We start from the raw sequence: 22,032 nt of genomic DNA, 5'->3' as shown, positions 1-22,032 counted from the left end.
TCCGGCGCCGCGCCGAAGGAAACGGCAGACCATGGACCCTGAAACAAGTTCAGGGTGACGATGAAAGAGGCGATGCAGGATAGGTCAGCTTTCGGTCGAAACCCCCCATTTTCCCTACAGCAGCTCCAGGCTTCCCAGCGCCAGCGCCTGTCGCGCCGGGCGTTCGGCCATGACCGCGAACATCTCGTCGCCGCGCGCGGTGCGCTCGACATTCATCGACGCGAACACCGCCATGAAATAGCCGCTGAGCGCGCCGACGCGATAGTCGGTCCAGAGCGCGGCCGCGTCGGGGGCGATCCCGCGTGTGCGGAGTGCCGCGATCCAGTGGTCGAAGGCCGGGCGGTCGGCGGCCGCCCGCTCGAACGGATCGGCGATGCTGGTGCCGACCAGATAGGCGAGGTCGGTCGCGCCGCTGCCCCGTCCCAGCGTCTGCCAGTCGACGAGCCAGCAGCGCTCGCCGCCGGGCGCGAAGAGGATATTGTCGATGCGCAGGTCGCCGTGAACGATCGTGCGCGCGGATGGCTGCCGCGACAGATAGGCGTCGAGCCGGTCGACGATCCCGGCGCCGAGGTCGAGCACCGCGGGCGCGAGCCGCGTCGCATAGCGTTCGCGAAAGCCCATATAGAGCTGCGGGAAAAGCGAGCGGATCACATCGCCGTTGTCGCGTGCGAGCCAGGGCAAGGTATCGAGCCGTGGATCGTTCCAGAGCAGCGCGTGCAGCCCCGCCGCTGCCTCTATGCACGGCGCCAATCCCGCCAGCCCGAGACCCGCGAGCTGGTCGCCCTGCCGCGCCGGCGCGAGGTCGGAAAGGATCAGGATGAAATCGACATCGTCGGCGGCAATCTCCGCATGATGGCACACCGGCGCTGCGACCCCGCTGCCCGCCGCGAGTTCGCGGTACCAGCTCACTTCCTTGACGTAGGTGCCGGTGAGCCTGGCGATGTGGCGGCTCGCTTCATCGTGGCTTGGGCATTTGGCGATGACCGAGGCGGGCGCGTCGACCCCGCCCGCCCAGTCGAGCGTCAGGCGAAAGCTGTCGCACATCTGCCCGGTGCCAACCTTGGCGACGGTAAAGCCACGGAGCGCGGTCGATTCCTGGCCGAGTTTGCCGGCGAGCCACGCGGGCGACATCGCCTCGGGCGAGGTCGGGAAGCTCAAGCGACGGGGTCCAGCAAGCCGGAAAGGCCGCTCGGTGCGTGCGGGCCGACGAACAATTGTTCGAGCACACCGACGCCGCGATGCGTCCCGCCGCCGTCGGTCAGTTCGGCGGTCGCGAGCGCCTGGATATGCATTGCGAGCGGGTTGCCCCAGCCGCGCTCGGCCTCGGTCAGGCGGTCGTGGGCGACGGCAGGCTCCGCGCCATGATCGAGGCCATGCCCCCACAGCGGATGCGTGTAGCCGAGCCCGCTCATCGCGAAGACGGCACCGTCGGGGCTCAGCATCAACGACCGGCCGCCGCCGAGGTCCGCCGTCATCCGGGCGAGCCGCCGCGTGCCCGGCTGCCACCCGACGGTAAAGGTCGCGGCGTCGAAATGCTGCTCGGCGCCGCCGTCGGCGACGATCACCGCACGGCGGTTCCACGGCTTGCCTTCGCCATCGTCGTTGCTGTGGAAGAAGAGCGAGCGATCGGCAAAATTGCACGGCGTCCACAGCCAGAAGAATTGGGTGAAATTGCCCTCGGGCGGCGGCTGCGGCTCGCTCGCGCCGACCGGACGCACGCCCCAGCTCCGGTCGCGCGTGCCGCTCCAGCCGTCGCCGACCGCGGTGCGCTGCCCGTCGACCGACAGCCAGCCCGACCAGCGGCCGTTCTGCGTCATGCGCGTATAGTCCATGAACAGCCGCGTGCCGTTGCGGCGGATGAAGCGCGGTTCCTCGATCGGGAAATGGCGGCCGGTAAAGACCAGTTCGGCGGCAAGCGGGCCGTCGTTCGCCGCGATGCGCAGGGTCAGGCTTTCGAGCGGCGCGTCGATGCCGATGGCGATCGGCCCGACCGACAGGTCGAGCCGTTCGCCGCCCGAACGGCGGCTGGCGCGCAGATTATACTGCACCGCGTCGACGATGACGCAGAAACTCGCGTCAACGATGCCGAGCTGCGGATAGAAGCCCATCGCGGCGGCGAAGAAAACCGATCCGTCCGGGCTGTAGCCGTTGAAGAAATAGCGGTCGTAGAAGTTGCGGTCGGTCCCCGCGAACGCAACCGGTTCGCTGGTCTGGTGGAGCGGAAAGTCGTCGCCCTTGGTCAGCATATGTCCTCGTCCCGTTTTTTGTTGCAACGTATCGCGGGACTTGACGGAAGGGAAGGGATGTCGGGTTAGGGGCGATCGCTGCCATTGCTGGCGTGATCCCCGGCGAACGCCGGGGCCGACCGGTTCCTGCCCGATCGTTGCTGTCAGGCAGCCTTGCCGTGCAGCGTGTCCATGCTCACCGCGCTGCCCGCGTCGATCTCCGCCGCCTTCGCTTCGACCAGCTTGACGATGTGCGCGATCATGTCGGCGTCCTCGACATGGTGGTCGGTGACGCCCGAGAGATAGACCATGTGGCGGCCGTTGCCGCCGCCGGTGATGCCGATGTCGGTTTCGCGGGCCTCGCCGGGGCCGTTGACGACGCAGCCGAGGACCGAGAGCGACATCGGGGTCTTGATATGGCCGAGCGCATCCTCAAGCGCCTGGACCGTGCGGATGACGTCGAAGCCCTGCCGCGCGCAGCTGGGGCAGGAGACGACGCGGACGCCGCGGGTGCGCAGGCCCAGGGATTTCAGGATTTCATATCCGACGCGCACTTCCTCTTCGGGTTCGGCCGACAGGCTGACGCGGATCGTGTCGCCGATGCCCGCCCACAGGAGGTTGCCGATGCCGAGCGCCGATTTCACCGTGCCGCCGATCAGGCCGCCCGCCTCGGTGATGCCGAGGTGCAGCGGGCAATCGACCGCGTCGGCGAGCTGCATATAGGCGGCAACGGCAAGGAAGACGTCGCTCGCCTTCACCGCGACCTTATACTCGTGGAAGTCGTGATCCTGGAGCAGCTTGATATGGTCGAGCGCGCTTTCGACGAGCGCCTCGGGGCAGGGTTCGCCATATTTTTCGAGCAGGTCTTTTTCGAGACTGCCGGCGTTGACGCCGATGCGGATCGCGCAGCCGTTCGCCTTCGCGGCGCGGACGACTTCGCCGACGCGTTCGGACGATCCGATATTGCCGGGATTGATGCGCAGGCACGCGGCGCCTGCGTCGGCAGCCTCGAGCGCGCGCTTGTAGTGGAAGTGGATGTCGGCGATGATCGGGATACGCGCGGCGCGGACGATCTTGGGAAGCGCGGCGGTCGAATCGGTGTCGGGGCACGAAACGCGGATCAAATCGGCGCCGGCGTCTTCGCAGCGGCGAATCTGGTCGATCGTCGCGACCGCGTCGCTGGTCAGCGTGTTCGTCATCGTCTGCACGGTGATCGGCGCGCCGCCGCCGACAGGGACGTTGCCGACCATGATCTGGCGGCTCGTCCGTCGTGCGATGTCGCGCCAGGGGCGCAGGCCGGGATTGTGATCGCTCATGACATAGCCCGAAAAGAAGGGAGATACGCGCCGCTCTTTAGCCGCCGCGCGCGCGCTTGGCAAAGCGCAAGCACGGACGGCTCCGATGTTGCCGAAAAGACACAGTTAGCCAGCTAATGCGCAGGGATGCGCAATTTTTGTTTGTGCAATGCAGCAAAATCGGCAATTTTCATCTCGTTCGTCGCTACATGCCCGTGCAGAGGCGTGAGCGCGCACGGCAGGTTGGGACGATCCGGTTTGTTTTTTAGGGGGATCAACCCATGAAGTTTGTCACCAAAGCGTGCTTCGGCATGCTGCTCGCCGCCTCGGCCCTGTCGACGCCGGCTTTCGCCGAGGAAGAAGAAGCCAGCGGCCCGTTCACGGTTTCGGGTGGCATCGCCGTCACCAGCGACTATCGTTTCCGTGGCATTTCGTTGTCGAACGAAAAGGTCGCTGTGCAGCCGACCATAACGCTGAGCCATGAGAGCGGCTTCTATGTCGGCGCATGGGGTTCGACCTTCCCCGACAGCCCGGCTTACGGCAAGTTCGAGCTCGACCTTTATGGTGGCTACAACACCGAAATTGCGCCGGGAACCACGGTCGATATCGGCCTCACCTATTACACCTATCCGGGCAGCGACGACGGCGGCGCGCCGACCGACTATTTCGAAGTCATCGGCAAGTTGTCGCAGGACATCGGCCCGGTCTCGGCGACCGGCACCGTCGCCTATGCCTGGGATCAGAAGTCGCTGGGCAGCGATGACAATATCTATCTGAATCTTGGGCTGGGCTATGCCATCCCCGATTCGCCGGTCACCTTGACTGCCGGTATCGGGTACACCGACGGTTCGCTCGGCCTCGTTGCGGCCGACGGCAATTATCTCGACTGGTCGGTGGGGGCGTCCTTCGCCGCCGGTCCGGCGACGCTGTCGGTCCAGTATATCGACACCGACGTCAAAAAGTCGGGCATCAAGGCGGTCGATACGCTCTACGATCCGACCGTGGTCTTTACGCTGGGCGTCGCATTCTGATCGCCTAGCGGGTCAGCGACCACGCGCTCGAGGGGGCGGTCTCTGGGGGGAGGCCGTCCCCTTTTGCCATGCGCGGGCCAATGCGTTCCGGTCTTGCGCCGCCGCTCCCGTTGACAGCGCCGTGCCCAAATCCTATATCGCGTCCACACCCGATCGTCCGGGAAGCGGCCTGACTTTGCGCAACGGGTCACAAGAATAGGGCGGTAGGGATTTCGAGATGCGTTGGAAAGCTGCGGTAAACCGGCAACGGTTGCTTGCGGCTTTTTTGCGTCTCTCCTGCGCTCGCGAGCTATTTTCTTAAGGCGAGACAATCACTTATGGCGACCAAGGCGAAGTCGGTGGGCAAGGCCCTCGAAGCAACCGCGACCAAGCGAATCCGCAAGCTGTTCGGCAACATCCACGAAGCGGTGGAAATGCCCAACCTCATCGAGGTGCAGCGCGAATCCTATGAGCAGTTCCTGCGCTCGGATCCCTCGATCGGTTATGTCTCGGGCCTCGAAAAGACGCTGCGCAGCGTTTTTCCGATCCGCGATTTCGCCGGCACCGCCGAGCTCGACTTCGTCCACTACGAACTCGAAGAGCCGAAATATGACGTCGAGGAATGCCGTCAGCGCGGCATCACCTATGCGGCGCCGATGAAGGTCACGCTGCGCCTGATCGTCTTTGAAGTCGACAGCGAAACCGACACCCGTTCGGTGCTCGATATCAAGGAGCAGGACGTTTACATGGGCGACATGCCGCTCATGACCGAGAACGGCACCTTCTTCGTCAACGGCACCGAGCGCGTCATCGTCTCGCAGATGCACCGTTCGCCGGGTGTGCTGTTCGACCACGATCGCGGCAAGACCCACTCGTCGGGCAAATATCTGTTCGCAGCGCGCGTCATTCCGTACCGCGGTTCGTGGCTCGACTTCGAATTCGACGCCAAGGACATCGTCAACGTCCGCATCGACCGCAAGCGCAAGCTGCCGGTCACCAGCCTGCTCTATGCGCTGGGCATGTCGGGCGAGGAAATCCTCAACTATTTCTACGACCGTCTGGTGTTCGAGCGCGCCTCGAACGGCTGGAAGGTGCCGTTCGTCGTCGAAAACTGGCGCGGTTCGAAGCCCGCGTTCGATGTCGTCGACGCCAAGACCGGCGAAGTCGTCTTCGCCGCCGGCCACAAGATCAGCCCGCGCCTTGCCAACAAGGCGGCGAAGGACGGTCTCGACACGCTGCTGATCCCGACCGAGGAAATCTTCGGCCGCTATTCGGCTTATGACCTGATCAACGAGGCGACCGGCGAGATCTACATCGAAGCCGGCGACGAAGTGACCGCCGACAATCTCGAAAAGCTCGACGCCGCCGGGATCGACAAGCTCGTCCTGCTCGACATCGACCACAACAACACCGGCCCCTGGATCCGCAACACGCTGAAGGCCGACAAGGCCGAGGACCGCGACCAGGCGCTTTCGGACATCTACCGCGTCATGCGCCCCGGCGAACCGCCGACGCGCGAAACCGCGGAAGCGCTGTTCGGCGGCCTGTTCTTCGACCCCGAGCGCTATGACCTGTCGGCCGTCGGCCGCGTCAAGCTCAACATGCGCCTCGGCCTCGATGCCGAGGATACGGTCACGACGCTGCGCAGCGAGGACATCCTCGCTGTCGTCAAGGAGCTGGTGAACCTGAAGGACGGCAAGGGCGAGATCGACGATATCGACAATCTCGGCAACCGCCGCGTCCGTTCGGTCGGCGAGCTGCTCGAGAACCAGTATCGCGTCGGCCTGCTCCGCATGGAGCGCGCGGTGAAGGAGCGCATGTCGTCGGTCGACGTTTCGACGGTGATGCCGAACGACCTGATCAACGCGAAGCCCGCGGTCGCCGCGGTGCGCGAATTCTTCGGCTCGTCGCAGCTCTCGCAGTTCATGGACCAGACCAACCCGCTCTCCGAAGTGACGCACAAGCGCCGCGTTTCGGCGCTCGGGCCGGGCGGTCTGACCCGCGAGCGCGCGGGCTTCGAGGTTCGCGACGTTCACCCGACCCACTATGGCCGCATCTGCCCGATCGAAACGCCCGAAGGCCCGAACATCGGCCTGATCAACAGCCTCGCGACCTTCGCGCGCGTCAACAAATATGGTTTCATCGAGACGCCGTACCGCAAGGTCATCGACGGCAAGGTGACCAACGAGGTCGTCTATCTGTCGGCGATGGAGGAATCGAAGCACACGGTCGCGCAGGCGAACGCCGACCTCAACCCCGACGGCAGCTTCATCGACGAGCTGATCTCGGCGCGCGAGGCGGGCGAATTCCTGATGGCGCCGCGTGACCAGATCACCCTGATGGACGTGTCGCCGAAGCAGCTCGTTTCGGTCGCGGCGTCGCTGATCCCGTTCCTCGAGAACGACGACGCCAACCGCGCGCTGATGGGTTCGAACATGCAGCGTCAGGCCGTTCCGCTGCTTCGCGCCGAGGCTCCGGTCGTCGGCACCGGCATGGAAGGCACCGTGGCGCGCGACTCGGGCGCGGCGATCGCGGCGCGCCGCGGCGGCGTGATCGACCAGGTCGACGCGACGCGTATCGTCATCCGCGCGACCGACATGGTCGAACCCGGCAAGTCGGGCGTCGACATCTATCGCCTCCAGAAGTTCCAGCGTTCGAACCAGTCGACCTGCATCAACCAGCGTCCGCTGGTGAAGGTCGGCGATGTCGTCCGCTCGGGCGACATCATCGCCGACGGTCCCTCGACCGAGCTTGGCGAACTGGCGCTCGGCAAGAATGTGCTCGTCGCGTTCATGCCGTGGAACGGCTACAACTATGAGGACTCGATCCTCATCAGCGAGCGCATCGTGAAGGACGACGTCTTCACCTCGATCCACATCGAGGAATTCGAAGTCACTGCCCGCGACACGCGCCTCGGGCCGGAGGACATCACCCGCGACATCCCGAACGTCGGCGAGGAAGCGCTTCGCAACCTCGACGAAGCGGGCATCGTCTATATTGGTGCCGAGGTCGGCCCGGGCGACATTCTGGCCGGCAAGATTACCCCCAAGGGTGAATCGCCGATGACGCCGGAAGAAAAGCTGCTGCGCGCCATCTTCGGTGAAAAGGCCAGCGACGTGCGCGACACCTCGCTCCGCCTGCCGCCGGGCGTGTCGGGTACGGTCGTCGAAGTCCGCGTCTTCAACCGCCACGGTATCGACAAGGACGAACGCGCGATCGCGATCGAACGCGAGGAAATCGAGCGCCTGAAGCAGGACGCCGACGACGAGCGCGCAATCCTCAACCGCGCGACCTTCTCCAGCCTCAAGGAACTGCTGGTCGGCCAGACCACCAGCGCGGTTCCGAAGGGCCTGAAGAAGGGCGACGTGATCACCGAGGACATGCTGGTCGACCTCGACCGCGCCGACTGGTGGAAGCTGGCGGTTGTCGACGACACCGCCCAGACCGCCCTCGAAGCGATCAAGGCGCAGTATGACGAAGCGATCAAGCGCATCAACGCGAAATATGAGGACCGCGTCGAAAAGCTGCAGCGCGGCGATGAGCTCGCCCCCGGCGTGCTCAAGATGGTCAAGGTTTTCGTCGCCATCAAGCGCAAGCTGCAGCCGGGCGACAAGATGGCCGGCCGTCACGGCAACAAGGGCGTCATCAGCCGCATCCTGCCGAACGAGGACATGCCGTTCCTCGAAGACGGGACGCCGGTCGACATCGTGCTGAACCCGCTGGGCGTGCCGTCGCGCATGAACGTCGGCCAGATCCTCGAAACGCACCTTGGCTGGGCTTCGCGCGGCCTCGGGCGGCAGGTGACGCAGGCGCTGGAGGATTGGCGCGACGCCAATCCCGACGCGACCGGCGGCCAGATGCCCGAAGCGGTGCGCGACACGCTGGAGCGTGTCTATGGCGCCGAATATGTCGACGACATCAAGGCGCGCAACGCCGACAGCGTCGTCGAACTCGCCGAGAATCTGAAGGTCGGGGTGCCGTTCGCGACGCCGGTATTCGACGGCGCGAAGGAAGCCGATGTGACCAACATGCTGACCCTCGCGGGCCTGCATGAATCGGGTCAGTCGGACCTGTATGACGGGCGCACCGGCGACAAGTTCGATCGCAAGGTGACCGTGGGCTACATCTATATGCTGAAGCTCCACCATCTCGTCGACGACAAGATCCACGCGCGTTCGATCGGGCCGTACAGCCTCGTCACCCAGCAGCCGCTGGGCGGCAAGGCGCAGTTCGGTGGCCAGCGCTTCGGTGAAATGGAGGTCTGGGCGCTCCAGGCCTATGGCGCGGCGTACACGCTGCAGGAAATGCTGACGGTGAAGTCCGACGACGTGATCGGCCGCACCAAGGTTTACGAAGCGATCGTCAAGGGTGACGACACCTTCGAGGCCGGCATTCCCGAAAGCTTCAACGTGCTCGTCAAGGAAATGCGCTCGCTGGGCCTCAACGTCGAGCTTTCGTCCTATGCGGACGAAGACGAAGGCGAAGGTCCGGACGCTCTTCCCGAAGCCGCCGAATAAATATCCCACCCCTCCCCTTCAGGGGAGGGGCCGGGGGTGGGGGCTATCGGCCAAGAGCAAGGCCGCAGCCCTCCACCCCAACCCCTCCCCTGAATGGGAGGGGCTAAGCGAGGAACCAGACAAATGAACCAGCTTACCAACTTCATGAACCCGGTCGCGAAGCCCGAAACCTTCGACATGATCAAGATCGGCATCGCGAGCCCGGAGCGCATCCGTTCGTGGTCGTTCGGCGAGATCAAGAAGCCCGAAACGATCAACTACCGCACGTTCAAGCCCGAGCGTGACGGCCTGTTCTGCGCGCGCATCTTCGGTCCGATCAAGGATTACGAGTGCCTGTGCGGCAAGTACAAGCGCATGAAATACAAGGGCATCGTCTGCGAAAAATGCGGTGTCGAAGTCACGGTGACCAAAGTCCGCCGCGAGCGCATGGGCCATATCGAGCTCGCCGCGCCGGTCGCGCACATCTGGTTCCTGAAGTCGCTGCCGTCGCGCATCGGCCTGCTGCTCGACATGCAGCTCAAGCAGCTCGAGCGCGTGCTGTACTTCGAGGCCTATATCGTCCTTGAGCCCGGCCTGACCCCGCTCGAGAAGTTCCAGCTGCTGACCGAAGACGAGCTGCTCGACGCGCAGGACGAATATGGCGAGGACGCCTTCTCGGCCGGCATCGGCGCCGAGGCGATCCGCGTGCTCCTCGAGAATCTCGATCTGGAGCAGGAACGCGTCGACCTGATGGAAGAGCTCGCGACCACCAAGTCGGAGCTCAAGCCCAAGAAGATCATCAAGCGGCTGAAGGTCGTCGAGAGCTTCATCGAATCGGGCAACCGTCCCGAGTGGATGATCCTCGAAGTCGTGCCGGTCATCCCGCCCGAACTGCGCCCGCTGGTGCCGCTCGACGGCGGCCGCTTCGCGACGTCGGATCTCAACGATCTGTATCGCCGCGTGATCAACCGCAACAACCGCCTGAAGCGGCTGATGGAGCTGCGCGCGCCGGACATCATCGTCCGCAACGAAAAGCGCATGCTGCAGGAAGCCGTCGATGCGCTGTTCGACAACGGTCGCCGCGGCCGCACGATCACGGGCGCCAACAAGCGTCCGCTGAAGTCGCTGTCGGACATGCTGAAGGGCAAGCAGGGCCGCTTCCGCCAGAATCTGCTCGGCAAGCGCGTCGACTATTCGGGCCGTTCGGTCATCGTGACCGGTCCCGAGCTCAAGCTGCACCAGTGCGGCCTGCCGAAGAAGATGGCGCTCGAACTGTTCAAGCCGTTCATCTATGCGCGCCTCGACGCCAAGGGTCTGTCGATGACCCTGAAGCAGGCGAAGAAGTGGGTCGAAAAGGAACGCAAGGAAGTCTGGGACATCCTCGACGAAGTCATTCGCGAGCACCCGGTCCTGCTGAACCGCGCTCCGACGCTTCACCGCCTCGGCATCCAGGCGTTCGAGCCCGTGCTGATCGAAGGCAAGGCGATCCAGCTTCACCCGCTGGTCTGCGCCGCGTTCAACGCCGACTTCGACGGTGACCAGATGGCCGTCCACGTCCCGCTGAGCCTCGAGGCCCAGCTGGAAGCGCGCGTGCTGATGATGTCGACCAACAACATCCTCAGCCCCGCGAACGGCAAGCCGATCATCGTTCCGTCGCAGGACATGGTCCTCGGTCTCTACTATCTCTCGCTGGAGCGCGAAGGCGAACCGGGCGAGGGCATGCTGCTCGCCGACATGGCCGAGGTGCATCAGGCGCTGTTCACCGGCGCGGTAACGCTGCACACCAAGGTCGTCAGCCGCGTTCCGCAGACCGACGAGGACGGCAACACCTACCTCAAGCGCTACGAAACCACCCCCGGCCGCATGCTGATCGGCGAATGCCTGCCGAAGTCGCACACCGTGCCCTTCGACGTCGTCAACCGCCTTCTGACCAAGAAGGAAATCGGCGACGTGATCGACCAGGTGTATCGCCACACCGGCCAGAAAGAGACCGTGCTGTTCGCCGACGCCATCATGGCGCTTGGCTTCCGCAACGCCTTCAAGGCGGGCATCTCGTTCGGCAAGGACGACATGATTATCCCGGCGTCGAAGGAAGGCATGGTCGACGAGACGCGCGCGCTGGTGAAGGATTTCGAGCAGCAGTATCAGGACGGCCTGATCACGCAGCAGGAAAAGTACAACAAGGCGATCGACGCCTGGTCGCAGTGCGGCGACAAGGTCGCGAACGCGATGATGGACGAGATCCGCGCGACGCCGAAGCTGCCCGACGGCCGTATGGCCCCGATCAACTCCATCTACATGATGGCGCATTCGGGTGCCCGCGGTAGCCAAGCGCAGATGAAGCAGCTCGCGGGCATGCGCGGCCTGATGGCGAAGCCGTCGGGCGAGATCATCGAAACGCCGATCATCTCGAACTTCAAGGAAGGCCTGACCGTCCTTGAATATTTCAACTCGACCCACGGCGCCCGCAAGGGCCTCGCGGACACGGCGCTCAAGACGGCGAACTCGGGGTACCTGACCCGCCGCCTGGTCGACGTGTCGCAGGATTGCGTCGTGATCGAGGATGATTGCGGCACGACCCGCGGCATGGAAATGCGCGCGATCATCCAGGGCGGTTCGACGATCGCCTCGCTGGGCGAACGCATTCTCGGCCGCACGACGCTCGAAGATGTCACCGACAAGGACGGCAACATCATCGCGGCGGTCGGCACCCTGCTGGACGAAGCGATGGTCGCGAAGATCGAGGACGCCGAAGTGCAGGCGGTCAAGATCCGTTCGCCGCTGGTTTGCGAAGCGACCCTCGGTGTCTGCGCCAAATGCTACGGCCGCGACCTCGCGCGCGGCACGCCGGTGAACATCGGCGAAGCGGTCGGCGTCATCGCCGCCCAGTCGATCGGTGAGCCCGGCACGCAGCTCACCATGCGTACCTTCCACATCGGTGGCGCGGCGCAGGTCAACGAGCAGTCGAACCTCGAAGCCATCTCGGACGGCACGATCGAATATCGCGACATGGCGACGATCGTCGATCAGCGCGGCCGCCGTCTGGCGCTGTCGCGCTCGGGCGAGATCGCGGTGATCGACAGCGAAGGCCGCGAACGGGCGACGCACAAGCTGCCCTATGGTGCGCAGATCATGCACAAGGACGGCGAGAAGGTGAAGAAGGGCGACCGGATTGCCGAATGGGATCCGTTCACCATGCCGCTGATCACCGAAAAGCCGGGCGTCGTGAAGTATCAGGATCTGATCGATACCAAGACCCTGATCGAACAGGTCGACGAAGCGACCGGCATCGCCCAGCGCGTCGTGATCGAATATCGCGCCGCCGGCCGCGGCAAGAAGGAAGACCTTCAGCCGCGCCTGACCTTGCTCGACGACGCCTCGGGCGAAGCTGCGCGCTACCTGCTCGCGGTTGGCACGATGCTGTCGGTCGAGGACGGCCAGGAAGTGCAGGCGGGCGACGTTCTGGCCCGTGTGACCCGCGAAGCGTCGAAGACGCGCGACATTACCGGCGGTCTGCCGCGTGTTGCCGAGCTGTTCGAAGCGCGCGTCCCGAAGGACAATGCGGTGATCGCCAAGATCAGCGGCCGCATCGAATTCGTGAAGGATTACAAGGCGAAGCGCAAGATCGCGATCGTTCCGGAAGAGGGCGATCCGATCGAATATCTGATCCCGAAGTCGAAGGTTCTCGAAGTGCAGGAAGGCGACCAGGTCAAGCGCGGCGACGCGCTGATTTCGGGCTCGCCGAACCCGCACGACATCCTCGACGTCATGGGCGTGGAAGCGCTGGCCGAGTATCTGGTCGCGGAAATCCAGGAAGTCTATCGACTGCAGGGCGTGAAGATCAACGACAAGCACATCGAGGTGATCGTTCGCCAGATGCTGCAAAAGGTCGAGATCACCAACGGCGGCGACACCACGCTGTTGCCGGGCGAGCAGCTCGATTATCTGGAGATGATGGAGTATAACGCCAAGCTGCCGAAGAACGGCAAGCCTGCGGAGGGCCGTCCGGTCCTGCTCGGGATCACCAAGGCGAGCTTGCAGACCCGCAGCTTCGTTTCGGCCGCGTCCTTCCAGGAAACGACCCGCGTCCTCACCGAAGCGTCGGTGCAGGGCAAGGTCGATTCGCTGATGGGCCTCAAGGAAAATGTCATCGTCGGCCGCCTTATCCCGGCGGGTACCGGCGCTGCCATGAACCGCGTTCGCGTCACCGCATCGTCGAAGGACGCCGCGCTCCGTGCCGCGATGCGCAACGCCACCGAAGCGCATCTCATCGCGCCGCAGTCGGCGGCCGAGGAACATGCCGCCGAACTGGCGCAGGGCCCCGAAGCCGCGATCGGCGACGATCCGCTCGGCGCGGTCGAGGGTGAAACCCACGGCACCGACGCCGATGCCGGCGATTATCTGATCCAGAGCGACGGGGAATAAGCCCCTCGGAGCCTGACAGAAACAAGCCCCGCCGGAGCGATCCGGCGGGGCTTTTTCTTTGCCGCCAAACTGATAGCCTGCGCCTTCGTTCGGGAGGGAGTGGGATGATGCGGGCTTATCTGATCGGTGCCGGGCTGTTGCTGGCGGTCTCGCCGGCGGCGGCGCAGGACAATAGCAATATCGAAGGCGAGGTGGTGGTGACGGCGCAGCGCGCGTCGGCCGACTATCTCTCGGACGAGCAGACCGTGGTCGGGCTGCGGCGGACCGCCGATAGCGCGATCCAGCCGGTCCAGTTCACCTCTGACTCGCGCGATGAGGATATGCGAAAGCGCGAAATTCATGCGATGCTCGAAGCCGCGATCCGTCGCGCCGATAGTGCCGGGGTCGAACTCGTCACCGGCGAATTCGAACTCACCAAGCTGACGCTCGCCAACTTCAAGGATTTGGTCTTCGGGCGCGGCCAGCGCCCCGACACCAGCGAGATCGAGCTCTATGTGAAGGCTAGCCTCGCGGGATCGGTCGGCAGCGCGCAGGGACGGATCGACAATTTCATCAAGGCGGTGCCGCCCAACGGGCGCGCGCTGCTGGAGAAGAACGGCGAGATCACGCTGACGATCATCAACCCCGACCAGTATCGGCCCGAGATCGTCAAGCTGGTCGCAGGCGAGGCGCTCAAGACCGCGGGTGTCTTCGGTCCCGACTATGGCGTCGAGGTTGCGGGGCTCAATGAGCAGCTCATCTGGGCGCAGGCCAGCCCGACCGAGGTGTTCCTCTATATCCCCTATCGCTTCACGGTGCGGCCCAAATGAAAAGGGCCCACCGGTCGAGGCCGGTGAGCCCTTCGTTTTTGGGAAATTTGCGGGCCGGTGCGACTGCGCCTGAAAGGCGGGCCGGCCCGGGCTGCGTTACGGCGCGAGGATCGCGACGGTCAGGTACAGCAGCAGCGGAAGGCCGAAGCCGAGCAGCGTCAGGGCGACAAAGGCGACGCGCGTCCACAAGACGTCGAAGCCGAACTGGTCCGCGATCCCGGCGCACACACCGAAGATCACCCCATCGCGACGATTCTTGCGAAAACCCTGTTTCATTTCTTTCCTTTCCATCCCGGCCCGTCGGGACCGGCGTTGTTCGCGGGGTACGGGGGCTGGTTAAGCAACCAGCCCGCCGAAGTGCGCTGCGTTCGGACCGACAGCGGCGAGGAACATGAGAGAGCAATAAGCCGAAGCAACCGCGGCGATCGCGTAGCTCTTGAGCGATTCAACATTGAAGTGGGCCATTTACCTATCCTTTTTCATCCTCCACCCGGACCATCCGGTGGATGCCCGATGTAATGCAGGAGCCGTGCCAATTTCATTCAGCGCCGGTTAACCGCCGTTTTTGAGCCGGAGATAGAATATTTCAGCGCGCGTTTTGCGGTTCTATGGTGAAAATTCCCAATTTTGGGAAAAATTTTATATCGCTATTCGAGATGTGCTCGGGGATGACGGGTGAAGAGGCGTGCGGTGGGCTGGCGTCGCCCCTTATGGTGCGGTAGCGCCGTCGCCATGACGCTCGTCCGCCTCTCGCTGACCGACTTTCGCAATCATGCCGGCGCGGACATGGCGGCCGGACCGGGACTCGTCGCATTGCACGGCGACAATGGCGCGGGCAAGACCAATATATTGGAGGCGATCTCGCTGCTCGCGCCGGGCCGCGGGCTCCGCCGCGCCGCGCTGTCCGACATGGTGCGCGACGGTGCGACCGGCGGCTTCGCGATCTTTGCCGAGCTGCTTGCGGCGGCCGATGCCGACCTGCCGCCGGTCGCGCTGGGCACGGGGATCGAGCCCGCGCATCCCGGGCGGCGGATCGTGCGGATCAACGGCGCATCGGCGGCGGCGGCCTCGCTCGGCGAATGGATCGCCGTGCTGTGGCTGACCCCCGCGATGGACCGGCTGTTCGTCGAGACAGCGGGCAACCGCCGCCGCTTCCTCGACCGGCTCGTCCTCGCGCTCGACCCGCGCCATGCGCAGCACAGCAACCGCTATGACGCGGCGCTGCGCGCGCGCGGCAAGCTGCTCGCCGATATGGCGACCGCCGACCAGCAATGGCTCGCCAGCCTCGAGGCGCAGCTTGCCGAGCATGGCGCGGCGATGGACGCGGCGCGGCAGCGGACGCTCGCGGCGCTGTCGGCCGAGCTCGCCGGCCAGCCCGATGCGCCCTTTGCGCGCCCGCTGCTGACGCTCGTTGCCGCCGACGGCGTACCGCGCCAGGCGCCCCACGATGCCGAAGCGCTGAAGACGCTCTTCGCGTCGCGCCGCCGTATCGACGCCGCCGCCGGACGCGCGACCGCCGGGCCGCATCGCGACGACCTGTTGGCGGTCCACGCCGCGACCGGCCGCGCCGCGGCGCGCTGCTCGACCGGCGAACAGAAGGCGATGCTGCTCTCGCTCGTTCTCGCGCACAGCGATTGCGTCGCGCGTGGACGCGGCCAGCGCCCGGTGCTGCTGCTTGACGAGGTCGCGGCGCATCTCGACCCGCTGCGCCGCGCCGCGCTTTACGACCGGCTGGCGGCGCAGGGCGGACAAGCCTGGCTCACCGGGACCGAGGCGGCGCTGTTCGCCGACATGCCGGGGCCGGTAACGCGCTTTCGCATTGCGGGTGGGCGGATCGGGCCGGGTTAGGTCCGGCCGGCGATCGCCTGCCGGTCGAAGCTGTTGCCGCCCTCATCACACCTGAAAGGCCGCTCCCCGACTCGACGTCTTCCCCTTCAACGAACCGGCGGGTCCACCGGGGGCACCGCGCCGACGGGCGCGACTGGCTCGCCGGGGGTGCGCGGCGGCAGCGCGTTGGGCGGGACGGCGCCGATCTGCATGTCGGGGGTGGCGACGTGCTCGAGGTTGCGGACGCGGGCGTCGATCCGGCCGCATGCGATGGCGAGTTCGTTGAAACCCGGCGGGGTCGAGCGCAGCCGTTTCGACAGCGTCCCCGCGCCGATCATGCGGATCGGGCCGGCGCTGGTTTCCTTCAAGAGGTCGAAGGCGTCATGGACGTGGCCGGTGAGCACCGCCGCGACCCCGCGTGCCGCGAGTTCGGTCAGCGCGCGCTCGCCGCCGCGCGTGAGGGCGCGGCCCTTCGTCCCCGCCTCGACGAGCGGATGGTGCGCTGTCACCAGCACATCGGTGTCGGCGGGCAGCGCGTCGATCGCCGCCAGCGTCCGGTCGAGCGCGCGCCGCGTGACCCGGCCCTTGGACCAGTCGAGCCGCCACTGCGCGCGCGCCGTGGTCTTGAGCGGCACGACCGCGACGCCATCGAGGTCGAGTTCGCGTTCGACCAACCCCTCGATCCGGCGGATGCGCGCATAGGGGCGGAAGAAGCGTGCGAACGGGTTGAAATAGGGCAGATCGTGATTGCCGACCTCGACCGTCACCGGCACGTCGAGCGCCGCGATCCAATCGCAGGCCGCGGCGAATTCGCGGCTGCGCGCGCGCATCGTCAGGTCGCCGGTGATCAGCACCGCAGCCGGACGTTCGACGCGCACGCACCGGGCGAACCAGTCGAGAGCCTTATGATCCTCAAGCCCGAAATGCAGATCGCTGATGTGGAACAGCCGCTTCATAGGGTGGCGACGAAATCGACGGCGCTTGCGGCAAGCCCGAAGCGCGCGGGCGATCCGGTCTCGGTCAGTTCGCCATCATATTCGAGACTGATCGGCGCATCGCTTTCGAGCACGATCGTCTCGCCTTGCGCGATCTCCTCGCTTGGCCCGTCGCGGAAATCGCCGCCCAGCCAGGCCAGTCCGTGGCGCAGCACGTCGATTGTCCCTTCGGTCAATATGCCGTCGGCGCGCACCCCGGCCCCGGTCGGGGTGAGGATGACGGCCGGATAGGCCTTGCCGTGCCCCGCTACGCGCACGCCGGGCGCGTTCATCATCGCCTCGAGCGCGTCGGGCGCCGCGCGCCCGGCTTCGAGCAGCCCCTCCTGGCGCATCGTCTCGCGCACCTCGGCCCAGTGCGTTGCCGGTCCTGCGACGATGGTGATGAACGCCTCGCCGCCTGCCGAGCGGATCGTCGGGACCGGCCGGCGGCGTCCTTTGCCCATCAGCGCATCGGTCAGTATCCGGGGCGCCGGGCGGTCGCCGTGAAGCGCCTTGGACAAGAGGTTGAGCGTGCCGCCGGGCAGCGGGAGGATCGCGCCATTCCAGCCGGCCGCCGATCGGGCCGCGGCGTTGATCGTCCCGTCGCCGGTCCACACCAGCAGCAGGTCGATGTCCCGCTCGCGAAGGGTCGTCGCGTCGGGAACCGCGCCATCGGGCAGTTCGAAAGTGGCGACGAGCGGCGTACCCGCATCGCGGCACGCCGCCTCGATCGCAGCGCGGATCGCGGGATCGTGGCTGCCGCTCCGGATGTTGCAGACGAGGGCGGGGCGGGTGAAGGGACCGGTCATGGCCTGTCCTACGCATGAGCGGGGAAAAGGTCGCCTCCACCCATCCCCGACGGCCCGGACTTGATCCGCAGGTCATGCGTCCCGCCCGCTGCGCCATCTTGTTCGGCGCCGCGCCGCCCTGTAGGGCGCGATAGCCATGACCGCGCGCGCAGCCAAAGGACGGCGTTTGATCAAGTTCATCATCGTTCTGGTGCTGCTGCTGCTGCTGTTTGGCAGCGGTGCGAAAATGGTCGTGGCGGGCGGCGCGAAGTCGCTCAACCTGGCCGACAAGCTGCTCGGGCCGGATGGCGGCGCGCGGCTGCTGATCGGCGATCAGCCCTACGGCAACGGGCCGCGCCAGTCGCTCGACATTTGGGTGCCGGAGAATGCGAAGCAGGGCGACAAACTGCCCGTGATCGTCTTTTTCTATGGCGGCGGCTGGGACAGCGGCGCGCGTGAAAGCTATGGCTTCGCGGGCCGCGCGCTGGCGCAGAAGGGTTTCGTCGTCGTCATCCCCGATTACCGGCTCACCCCCAAGGCGCATTGGCCCGATTTCCTGGAGGACAGCGCCAGGGCGGTGGCGTGGACGCATCGGCACATCGGCGGCCTCGCGGGCGATCCCGACCGGATCGCGCTGATGGGCCATTCGGCGGGCGCCTATAATGCCGTGATGCTGGCGCTCGACCCGCAATGGCTGCGTGGCGCGAAGAGCGATCCGTCGATCATCCGCGGTGTTGCCGGGCTTGCCGGCCCCTATGATTTTCTGCCGATGGAAAAGGGCGGGAGCGCCGACAGGGCGATGGGCAAGGTTCGCCCGCCGGAAAAGACCCAGCCGATCGCCTATGCGCGCGGCGATGCGCCGCCGTTGTGGCTCGCGACGGGCGACGAGGATGAAACGGTGCGCCCGAGGAACAGCCAGAATCTGGCCGCCGCGATTGAAAAGGCGGGCGGATCGGCGGCGCTGCGCATCTATCCCGGCATGGGGCACACCGGCATCGTGATGGCGCTGTCGGCGCCGTTCCGGTCGCGGGGGCCGGTGCTCGACGACGCGACCGACTTCCTGCGCGGGGTAACCGGCCGCCGCATCGTCCCCGCGTCGGACGCCGCCGAATGACGATCCCGGCTATCGTCCTCGCCGGCAGCCGCCCCGGCCCCGACCCGCTGCTGACCGGCAGCGGCGCTTCGACCAAGGCGCTGCTCCCGGTCGCGGGCAAGCCGATGCTCGCCCATGTGGTGACCGCGCTGCGCGCCTCGCCGCACGTCGGGCGGATCACAATCCTCGCTCAGAACAGCGCCGAGCTCGCCGCCGAGCCGATGCTCGCGGGGATCGACGGGCTGCAATTCGAGGATTCGGGGCAGGGGATCAGCAGTTCGCTCGCCGCCGCGCTGCCCGACAGCGACGCGCCGATGCTGGTAACGACCGCCGACAATGTGCTGCTGACGCCATCGATGATCGCGGAGTTCGTGGCGGGCGCGGAGGACAGCGACGTCGCGGTGGCGATGGTCGAGAAAGCTGTTTTGCTCGCGCGCTATCCCGAATCGCGGCGCACCTGGCTCAAGTTCCGCGGCGGCTGGTGGTCGGGCGCGAACCTGTTCCGCCTCAGCGGACGGCGCGTGCTGCCCTTGCTCGACTTCTGGGGGCGGATCGAGCGCGACCGCAAGAAAGGCTTGAAGATTATCGCCGCGTTCGGCCCCTGGCTGCTGCTCGGCACGCTCTTGCGGCTCTTTACGATCCGGCAGGGTATCGCGCGCGCGGGGCTGCGTTTCGGCCTCAAGGCGAAGGTCGTGGCAATGTCGGAGCCCGAGGCGTGTATCGACGCCGACAAGCCCGCGGACATCGAGCTCATAGAACGGATATTTGCCGCGCGGCGCCAAGGCGCTATAGGGGCGCCCCTATGAGCATCGACAAAGCCATCATCCTGTCGGCGGGGCAGGGCTCGCGCCTGCTGCCGCTGACCCGCGATATCCCCAAATGCCTGATCGAGTTCAATGGCCGCAGCCTGATCAGCTGGCAGGTCGCGGCGCTCGTCGCCAATGGCATCAAGGACATCGTCGTCGTCACCGGCTTTCGCACCGAGCGGGTCGAGGATCATGCGCTGCAGCTCTATCGCGACACCGGCGCGCGCATTCGTACGCTGTTCAATCCCTTCTTCCAGGTCGCCGACAATCTCGGCACCTGCTGGATCGCGCGCGAGGAGATGGACCGCGATTTCATCATCCTCAACGGCGACACCATCGTCTCGGACGAGATCGTCGCGAAGCTGATCGGAGGCGCGAGCGAGCCGATTACCGTTACCGTCGATGTCAAAGGCGCGTATGACGACGACGACATGAAGGTGAACCGCGACGCCGAGGGGCGGCTTCACCACATCGGCAAGCGGCTGCTGCCTCCTGACACCAATGCCGAGTCGATCGGGATGCTTGCCTTTATCGGCGACGGTCCGTCGATTTTCCGCAATCAGGTCGACCAGATGATGCGCACCCCCGACGGGGTCGAGCGCTGGTATCTGCGCGCGATCGACATCATCGCGAAGGGCAACCGCGTCGGCACCGTGTCGATCGAGGGGCTTGAGTGGCAGGAGGTCGATTTCCCGCAGGACGTCGAAGCTGCCGATGCGCTCACCGCGAAGTGGGTGGCCGAGGGGCGCTACGCAAAATAGGGTTTGAGCCAGCCGGTGAGCGCGGCGATCTGTGCATCGGCCAGCTTCACCGCCTGTCCCAGGTCGGGCTGGCCCGGCCAGCCTGCGTCGGCGACCGTCAGTCCCGCGCCGCTGCGTTCGCCATCGTAACGCGGCAGGACGTGGAAGTGGACGTGCGGGTCGACCATCATCAGCATCAGATAGTTGATCTTCGCATAGCCGACGGCCTGCGTCAGTGCCGCCTCGATTGCGGCGGTCACGGTTTTTAGCTCGGCATGCGCGTCGGCGGGCAGGTCGCCGAACGCCGTCGCATCGGATTTCGCCGCGAGCACCAGCGCGCCCAGCGTCGGCTGCGCCGGGCGGAGCAGGACGACCCAATGCTCGAACTCGGCAACCAGCGTGGCGGGGAAGCCGAATTTTTCGATCGTCGCGTTCATGGCTGCGCTTCCTCCATCCAGCTGACGATCGGACGGCCCGCGCGGTGCTGCGCATAGGCCTGCACCAGGCGCACCGCGTGGACGAGCAGCGAGATGACGGTCCACCACGCAAGCGCGATCAGCCCGAGATCGGGACGTCCCGCGAGCGTCGCGACGAACAGGATCACCATATTCGGGTTGCGCCGCGCGGTGATCAGGCGGAACTGGCTGTCGAATTTCTGCCAGACATGGATGTCCATGCCGAAATCCTTGATGAACAATCCCTCGATCACGCGCTGGAGGACATAGCCCGCGATCACCGCGCCCATGATCCAGACAAAGGTCGCGGTCGGCAGCGCCAGCCCCCAGCCCGCAAGGCCGACCCCCCAGAAATACCACCAGAAGGGCGGGTGGATCAGATCGACGCCATGATCGGCGACATTGCCCCATTTGGACGAGGTGATCGTGCAGCGTGCGAGCTTGCCGTCGACGGTGTCGAGCACCATGAAGATGAAACCCGCGAGCATCCCCCACCAATAATCGCCCACCGCGAACAAATAGGTCGCATAGACGCAGAGCGTCGCGCCGATCGCAGTGACCATGTTCGGGGTCATGCCGATGCTGGCCGCGATGCGGGTGAGCCAGAGGGCGAGTTCGGGCCAGAGATATTTGGTCAGCGCGTCGGTGACGCCCTTGTACGCGCCGAAATAGCTTTTCCGTTCGATCTGGCGCCGCGTTTCGGGGGTCAGCCGCTGGATGAACGGGCAGTCGAGCTTGCGGAGCTGGCGGTTGTAGATTTGCGGATTGTCGCGATACTCGATGATCCGCACACGGTTGTCCTGCGCCGCCGCCTCGGGCGTGCGGCCGCCGGTCAGATAGGCGAGCACGGGTTCGCCGCCATCGACCACCATCGTGTCGGGCAGCGTCAAGAGGTGCCGCAGCCACAGCGGGTCGAAGACATAGGCGAGGTTGGCATAAAGATGCGCGCCCGTTGCATCCGTGCGTTCGGGCAGACCCTCGGCGCGCGCGAGGCGGCGCAGCCGTTCGGCGTTGGTCATGCCCCACAGCAGGGTCGAATTGTCGCCGAAAGCGATCAGGGCGGGCGGCGCGGAGGCAGTGGTCATCACC

General features: G+C 65.7%; 17 protein-coding genes. 8 read left to right on the top strand and 9 right to left on the bottom strand.

Annotated features, from left to right (window positions below):
• Window positions 1-114: 114 nt before the first annotated feature.
• The 3 genes from J1N50_RS03900 to ispG all read right to left on the bottom strand — a co-directional run bounded on the left by J1N50_RS03900 (window position 115) and on the right by ispG (window position 3,541).
• Entirely contained in the window at window positions 115-1,158 is a 1,044-nt protein-coding gene (locus J1N50_RS03900) for a phosphotransferase family protein (protein ID WP_215350470.1), read from the bottom strand.
• Entirely contained in the window at window positions 1,155-2,246 is a 1,092-nt protein-coding gene (locus J1N50_RS03895) for an Rv3169 family protein (protein WP_215350469.1), read from the bottom strand. Before J1N50_RS03895 ends, J1N50_RS03900 begins: the two co-directional genes overlap by 4 nt.
• Before the next feature lie 143 nt (window positions 2,247-2,389).
• The gene (gene ispG, locus J1N50_RS03890) at window positions 2,390-3,541 is read right to left on the bottom strand and encodes a flavodoxin-dependent (E)-4-hydroxy-3-methylbut-2-enyl-diphosphate synthase (protein WP_215350468.1); all 1,152 of its coding nucleotides are present in this window, start codon (window positions 3,539-3,541) and stop codon (window positions 2,390-2,392) included.
• Between the two features lie 260 nt (window positions 3,542-3,801).
• On the opposite strand from ispG, the gene J1N50_RS03885 reads away from it, so the two are divergent.
• From J1N50_RS03885 to J1N50_RS03870, 4 genes are all read left to right on the top strand, one after another.
• On the top strand, window positions 3,802-4,551 hold the full coding sequence (locus tag J1N50_RS03885; protein ID WP_215350467.1) for a TorF family putative porin: 750 nt from the start codon (window positions 3,802-3,804) through the stop codon (window positions 4,549-4,551).
• A 317-nt stretch (window positions 4,552-4,868) separates the two neighbouring features.
• Window positions 4,869-9,047 (top strand): DNA-directed RNA polymerase subunit beta, encoded by a 4,179-nt coding sequence (gene rpoB / locus J1N50_RS03880; RefSeq protein ID WP_215350466.1) that lies wholly within the window; start codon window positions 4,869-4,871, stop codon window positions 9,045-9,047.
• Between the two features lie 123 nt (window positions 9,048-9,170).
• Window positions 9,171-13,451: a DNA-directed RNA polymerase subunit beta' gene (gene rpoC, locus J1N50_RS03875; protein ID WP_215350465.1), complete on the top strand. Its 4,281-nt coding sequence runs from the start codon at window positions 9,171-9,173 to the stop codon at window positions 13,449-13,451.
• Between the two features lie 107 nt (window positions 13,452-13,558).
• Window positions 13,559-14,260: a TonB-dependent receptor gene (locus tag J1N50_RS03870; protein WP_215350464.1), complete on the top strand. Its 702-nt coding sequence runs from the start codon at window positions 13,559-13,561 to the stop codon at window positions 14,258-14,260.
• A 96-nt stretch (window positions 14,261-14,356) separates the two neighbouring features.
• Here J1N50_RS03870 and J1N50_RS03865 read toward each other — a convergent pair whose 3' ends face one another.
• A complete protein-coding gene (locus J1N50_RS03865; RefSeq protein WP_058455575.1) occupies window positions 14,357-14,536 on the bottom strand; it encodes a PspC domain-containing protein in 180 nt (59 codons plus the stop codon).
• Between the two features lie 60 nt (window positions 14,537-14,596).
• Window positions 14,597-14,725 (bottom strand): hypothetical protein, encoded by a 129-nt coding sequence (locus J1N50_RS17910; RefSeq protein ID WP_269433187.1) that lies wholly within the window; start codon window positions 14,723-14,725, stop codon window positions 14,597-14,599.
• 267 nt (window positions 14,726-14,992) lie between these two features.
• Here J1N50_RS17910 and recF point away from each other — a divergent pair, with 267 nt between their 5' ends.
• Complete coding sequence (recF, locus tag J1N50_RS03860; protein ID WP_215350463.1) at window positions 14,993-16,108, top strand: DNA replication/repair protein RecF; 1,116 nt, start codon at window positions 14,993-14,995, stop codon at window positions 16,106-16,108.
• 86 nt (window positions 16,109-16,194) lie between these two features.
• On the opposite strand, the gene J1N50_RS03855 is transcribed toward recF, so the two are convergent.
• Both J1N50_RS03855 and J1N50_RS03850 read right to left on the bottom strand, forming a co-directional pair.
• Window positions 16,195-17,043 (bottom strand): metallophosphoesterase family protein, encoded by an 849-nt coding sequence (locus tag J1N50_RS03855; RefSeq protein ID WP_215350462.1) that lies wholly within the window; start codon window positions 17,041-17,043, stop codon window positions 16,195-16,197.
• Window positions 17,040-17,870, bottom strand: coding sequence for a diacylglycerol/lipid kinase family protein (locus tag J1N50_RS03850; RefSeq protein ID WP_215350461.1), 831 nt, complete (start codon window positions 17,868-17,870; stop codon window positions 17,040-17,042). Before J1N50_RS03850 ends, J1N50_RS03855 begins: the two co-directional genes overlap by 4 nt.
• Window positions 17,871-18,006: 136 nt before the next feature.
• On the opposite strand from J1N50_RS03850, the gene J1N50_RS03845 reads away from it, so the two are divergent.
• From J1N50_RS03845 to J1N50_RS03835, 3 genes are read left to right on the top strand one after another with little or no spacing between them, the layout of a single operon-like run.
• Complete coding sequence (locus tag J1N50_RS03845) at window positions 18,007-18,963, top strand: alpha/beta hydrolase (protein WP_246553074.1); 957 nt, start codon at window positions 18,007-18,009, stop codon at window positions 18,961-18,963.
• On the top strand, window positions 18,960-19,748 hold the full coding sequence (locus J1N50_RS03840; RefSeq protein WP_215350460.1) for a nucleotidyltransferase family protein: 789 nt from the start codon (window positions 18,960-18,962) through the stop codon (window positions 19,746-19,748). The genes J1N50_RS03845 and J1N50_RS03840 overlap by 4 nt, the downstream gene beginning before the upstream one ends.
• Entirely contained in the window at window positions 19,745-20,509 is a 765-nt protein-coding gene (locus J1N50_RS03835; RefSeq protein ID WP_215350459.1) for a phosphocholine cytidylyltransferase family protein, read from the top strand. The genes J1N50_RS03840 and J1N50_RS03835 overlap by 4 nt, the downstream gene beginning before the upstream one ends.
• On the opposite strand, the gene J1N50_RS03830 is transcribed toward J1N50_RS03835, so the two are convergent.
• Together J1N50_RS03830 and J1N50_RS03825 are read right to left on the bottom strand one after the other, a co-directional pair.
• Window positions 20,497-20,925: an HIT family protein gene (locus J1N50_RS03830; RefSeq protein ID WP_215350458.1), complete on the bottom strand. Its 429-nt coding sequence runs from the start codon at window positions 20,923-20,925 to the stop codon at window positions 20,497-20,499. The two genes, J1N50_RS03835 and J1N50_RS03830, sit on opposite strands and share 13 nt — an antisense overlap.
• Window positions 20,922-22,028, bottom strand: a complete 1,107-nt coding sequence (locus J1N50_RS03825) for a CDP-alcohol phosphatidyltransferase family protein (RefSeq protein ID WP_215350457.1) — start codon at window positions 22,026-22,028, stop codon at window positions 20,922-20,924. Before J1N50_RS03825 ends, J1N50_RS03830 begins: the two co-directional genes overlap by 4 nt.
• Window positions 22,029-22,032 lie beyond the last annotated feature (4 nt).

It is taken from the genome of Sphingopyxis soli (genome assembly GCF_018682675.1).
GTDB classification, from domain to species: Bacteria; Pseudomonadota; Alphaproteobacteria; order Sphingomonadales; family Sphingomonadaceae; genus Sphingopyxis; species Sphingopyxis soli.
Note: the sequence above shows the minus strand (reverse complement) of the source record. Positions and strands in the feature narration are given on the sequence as shown.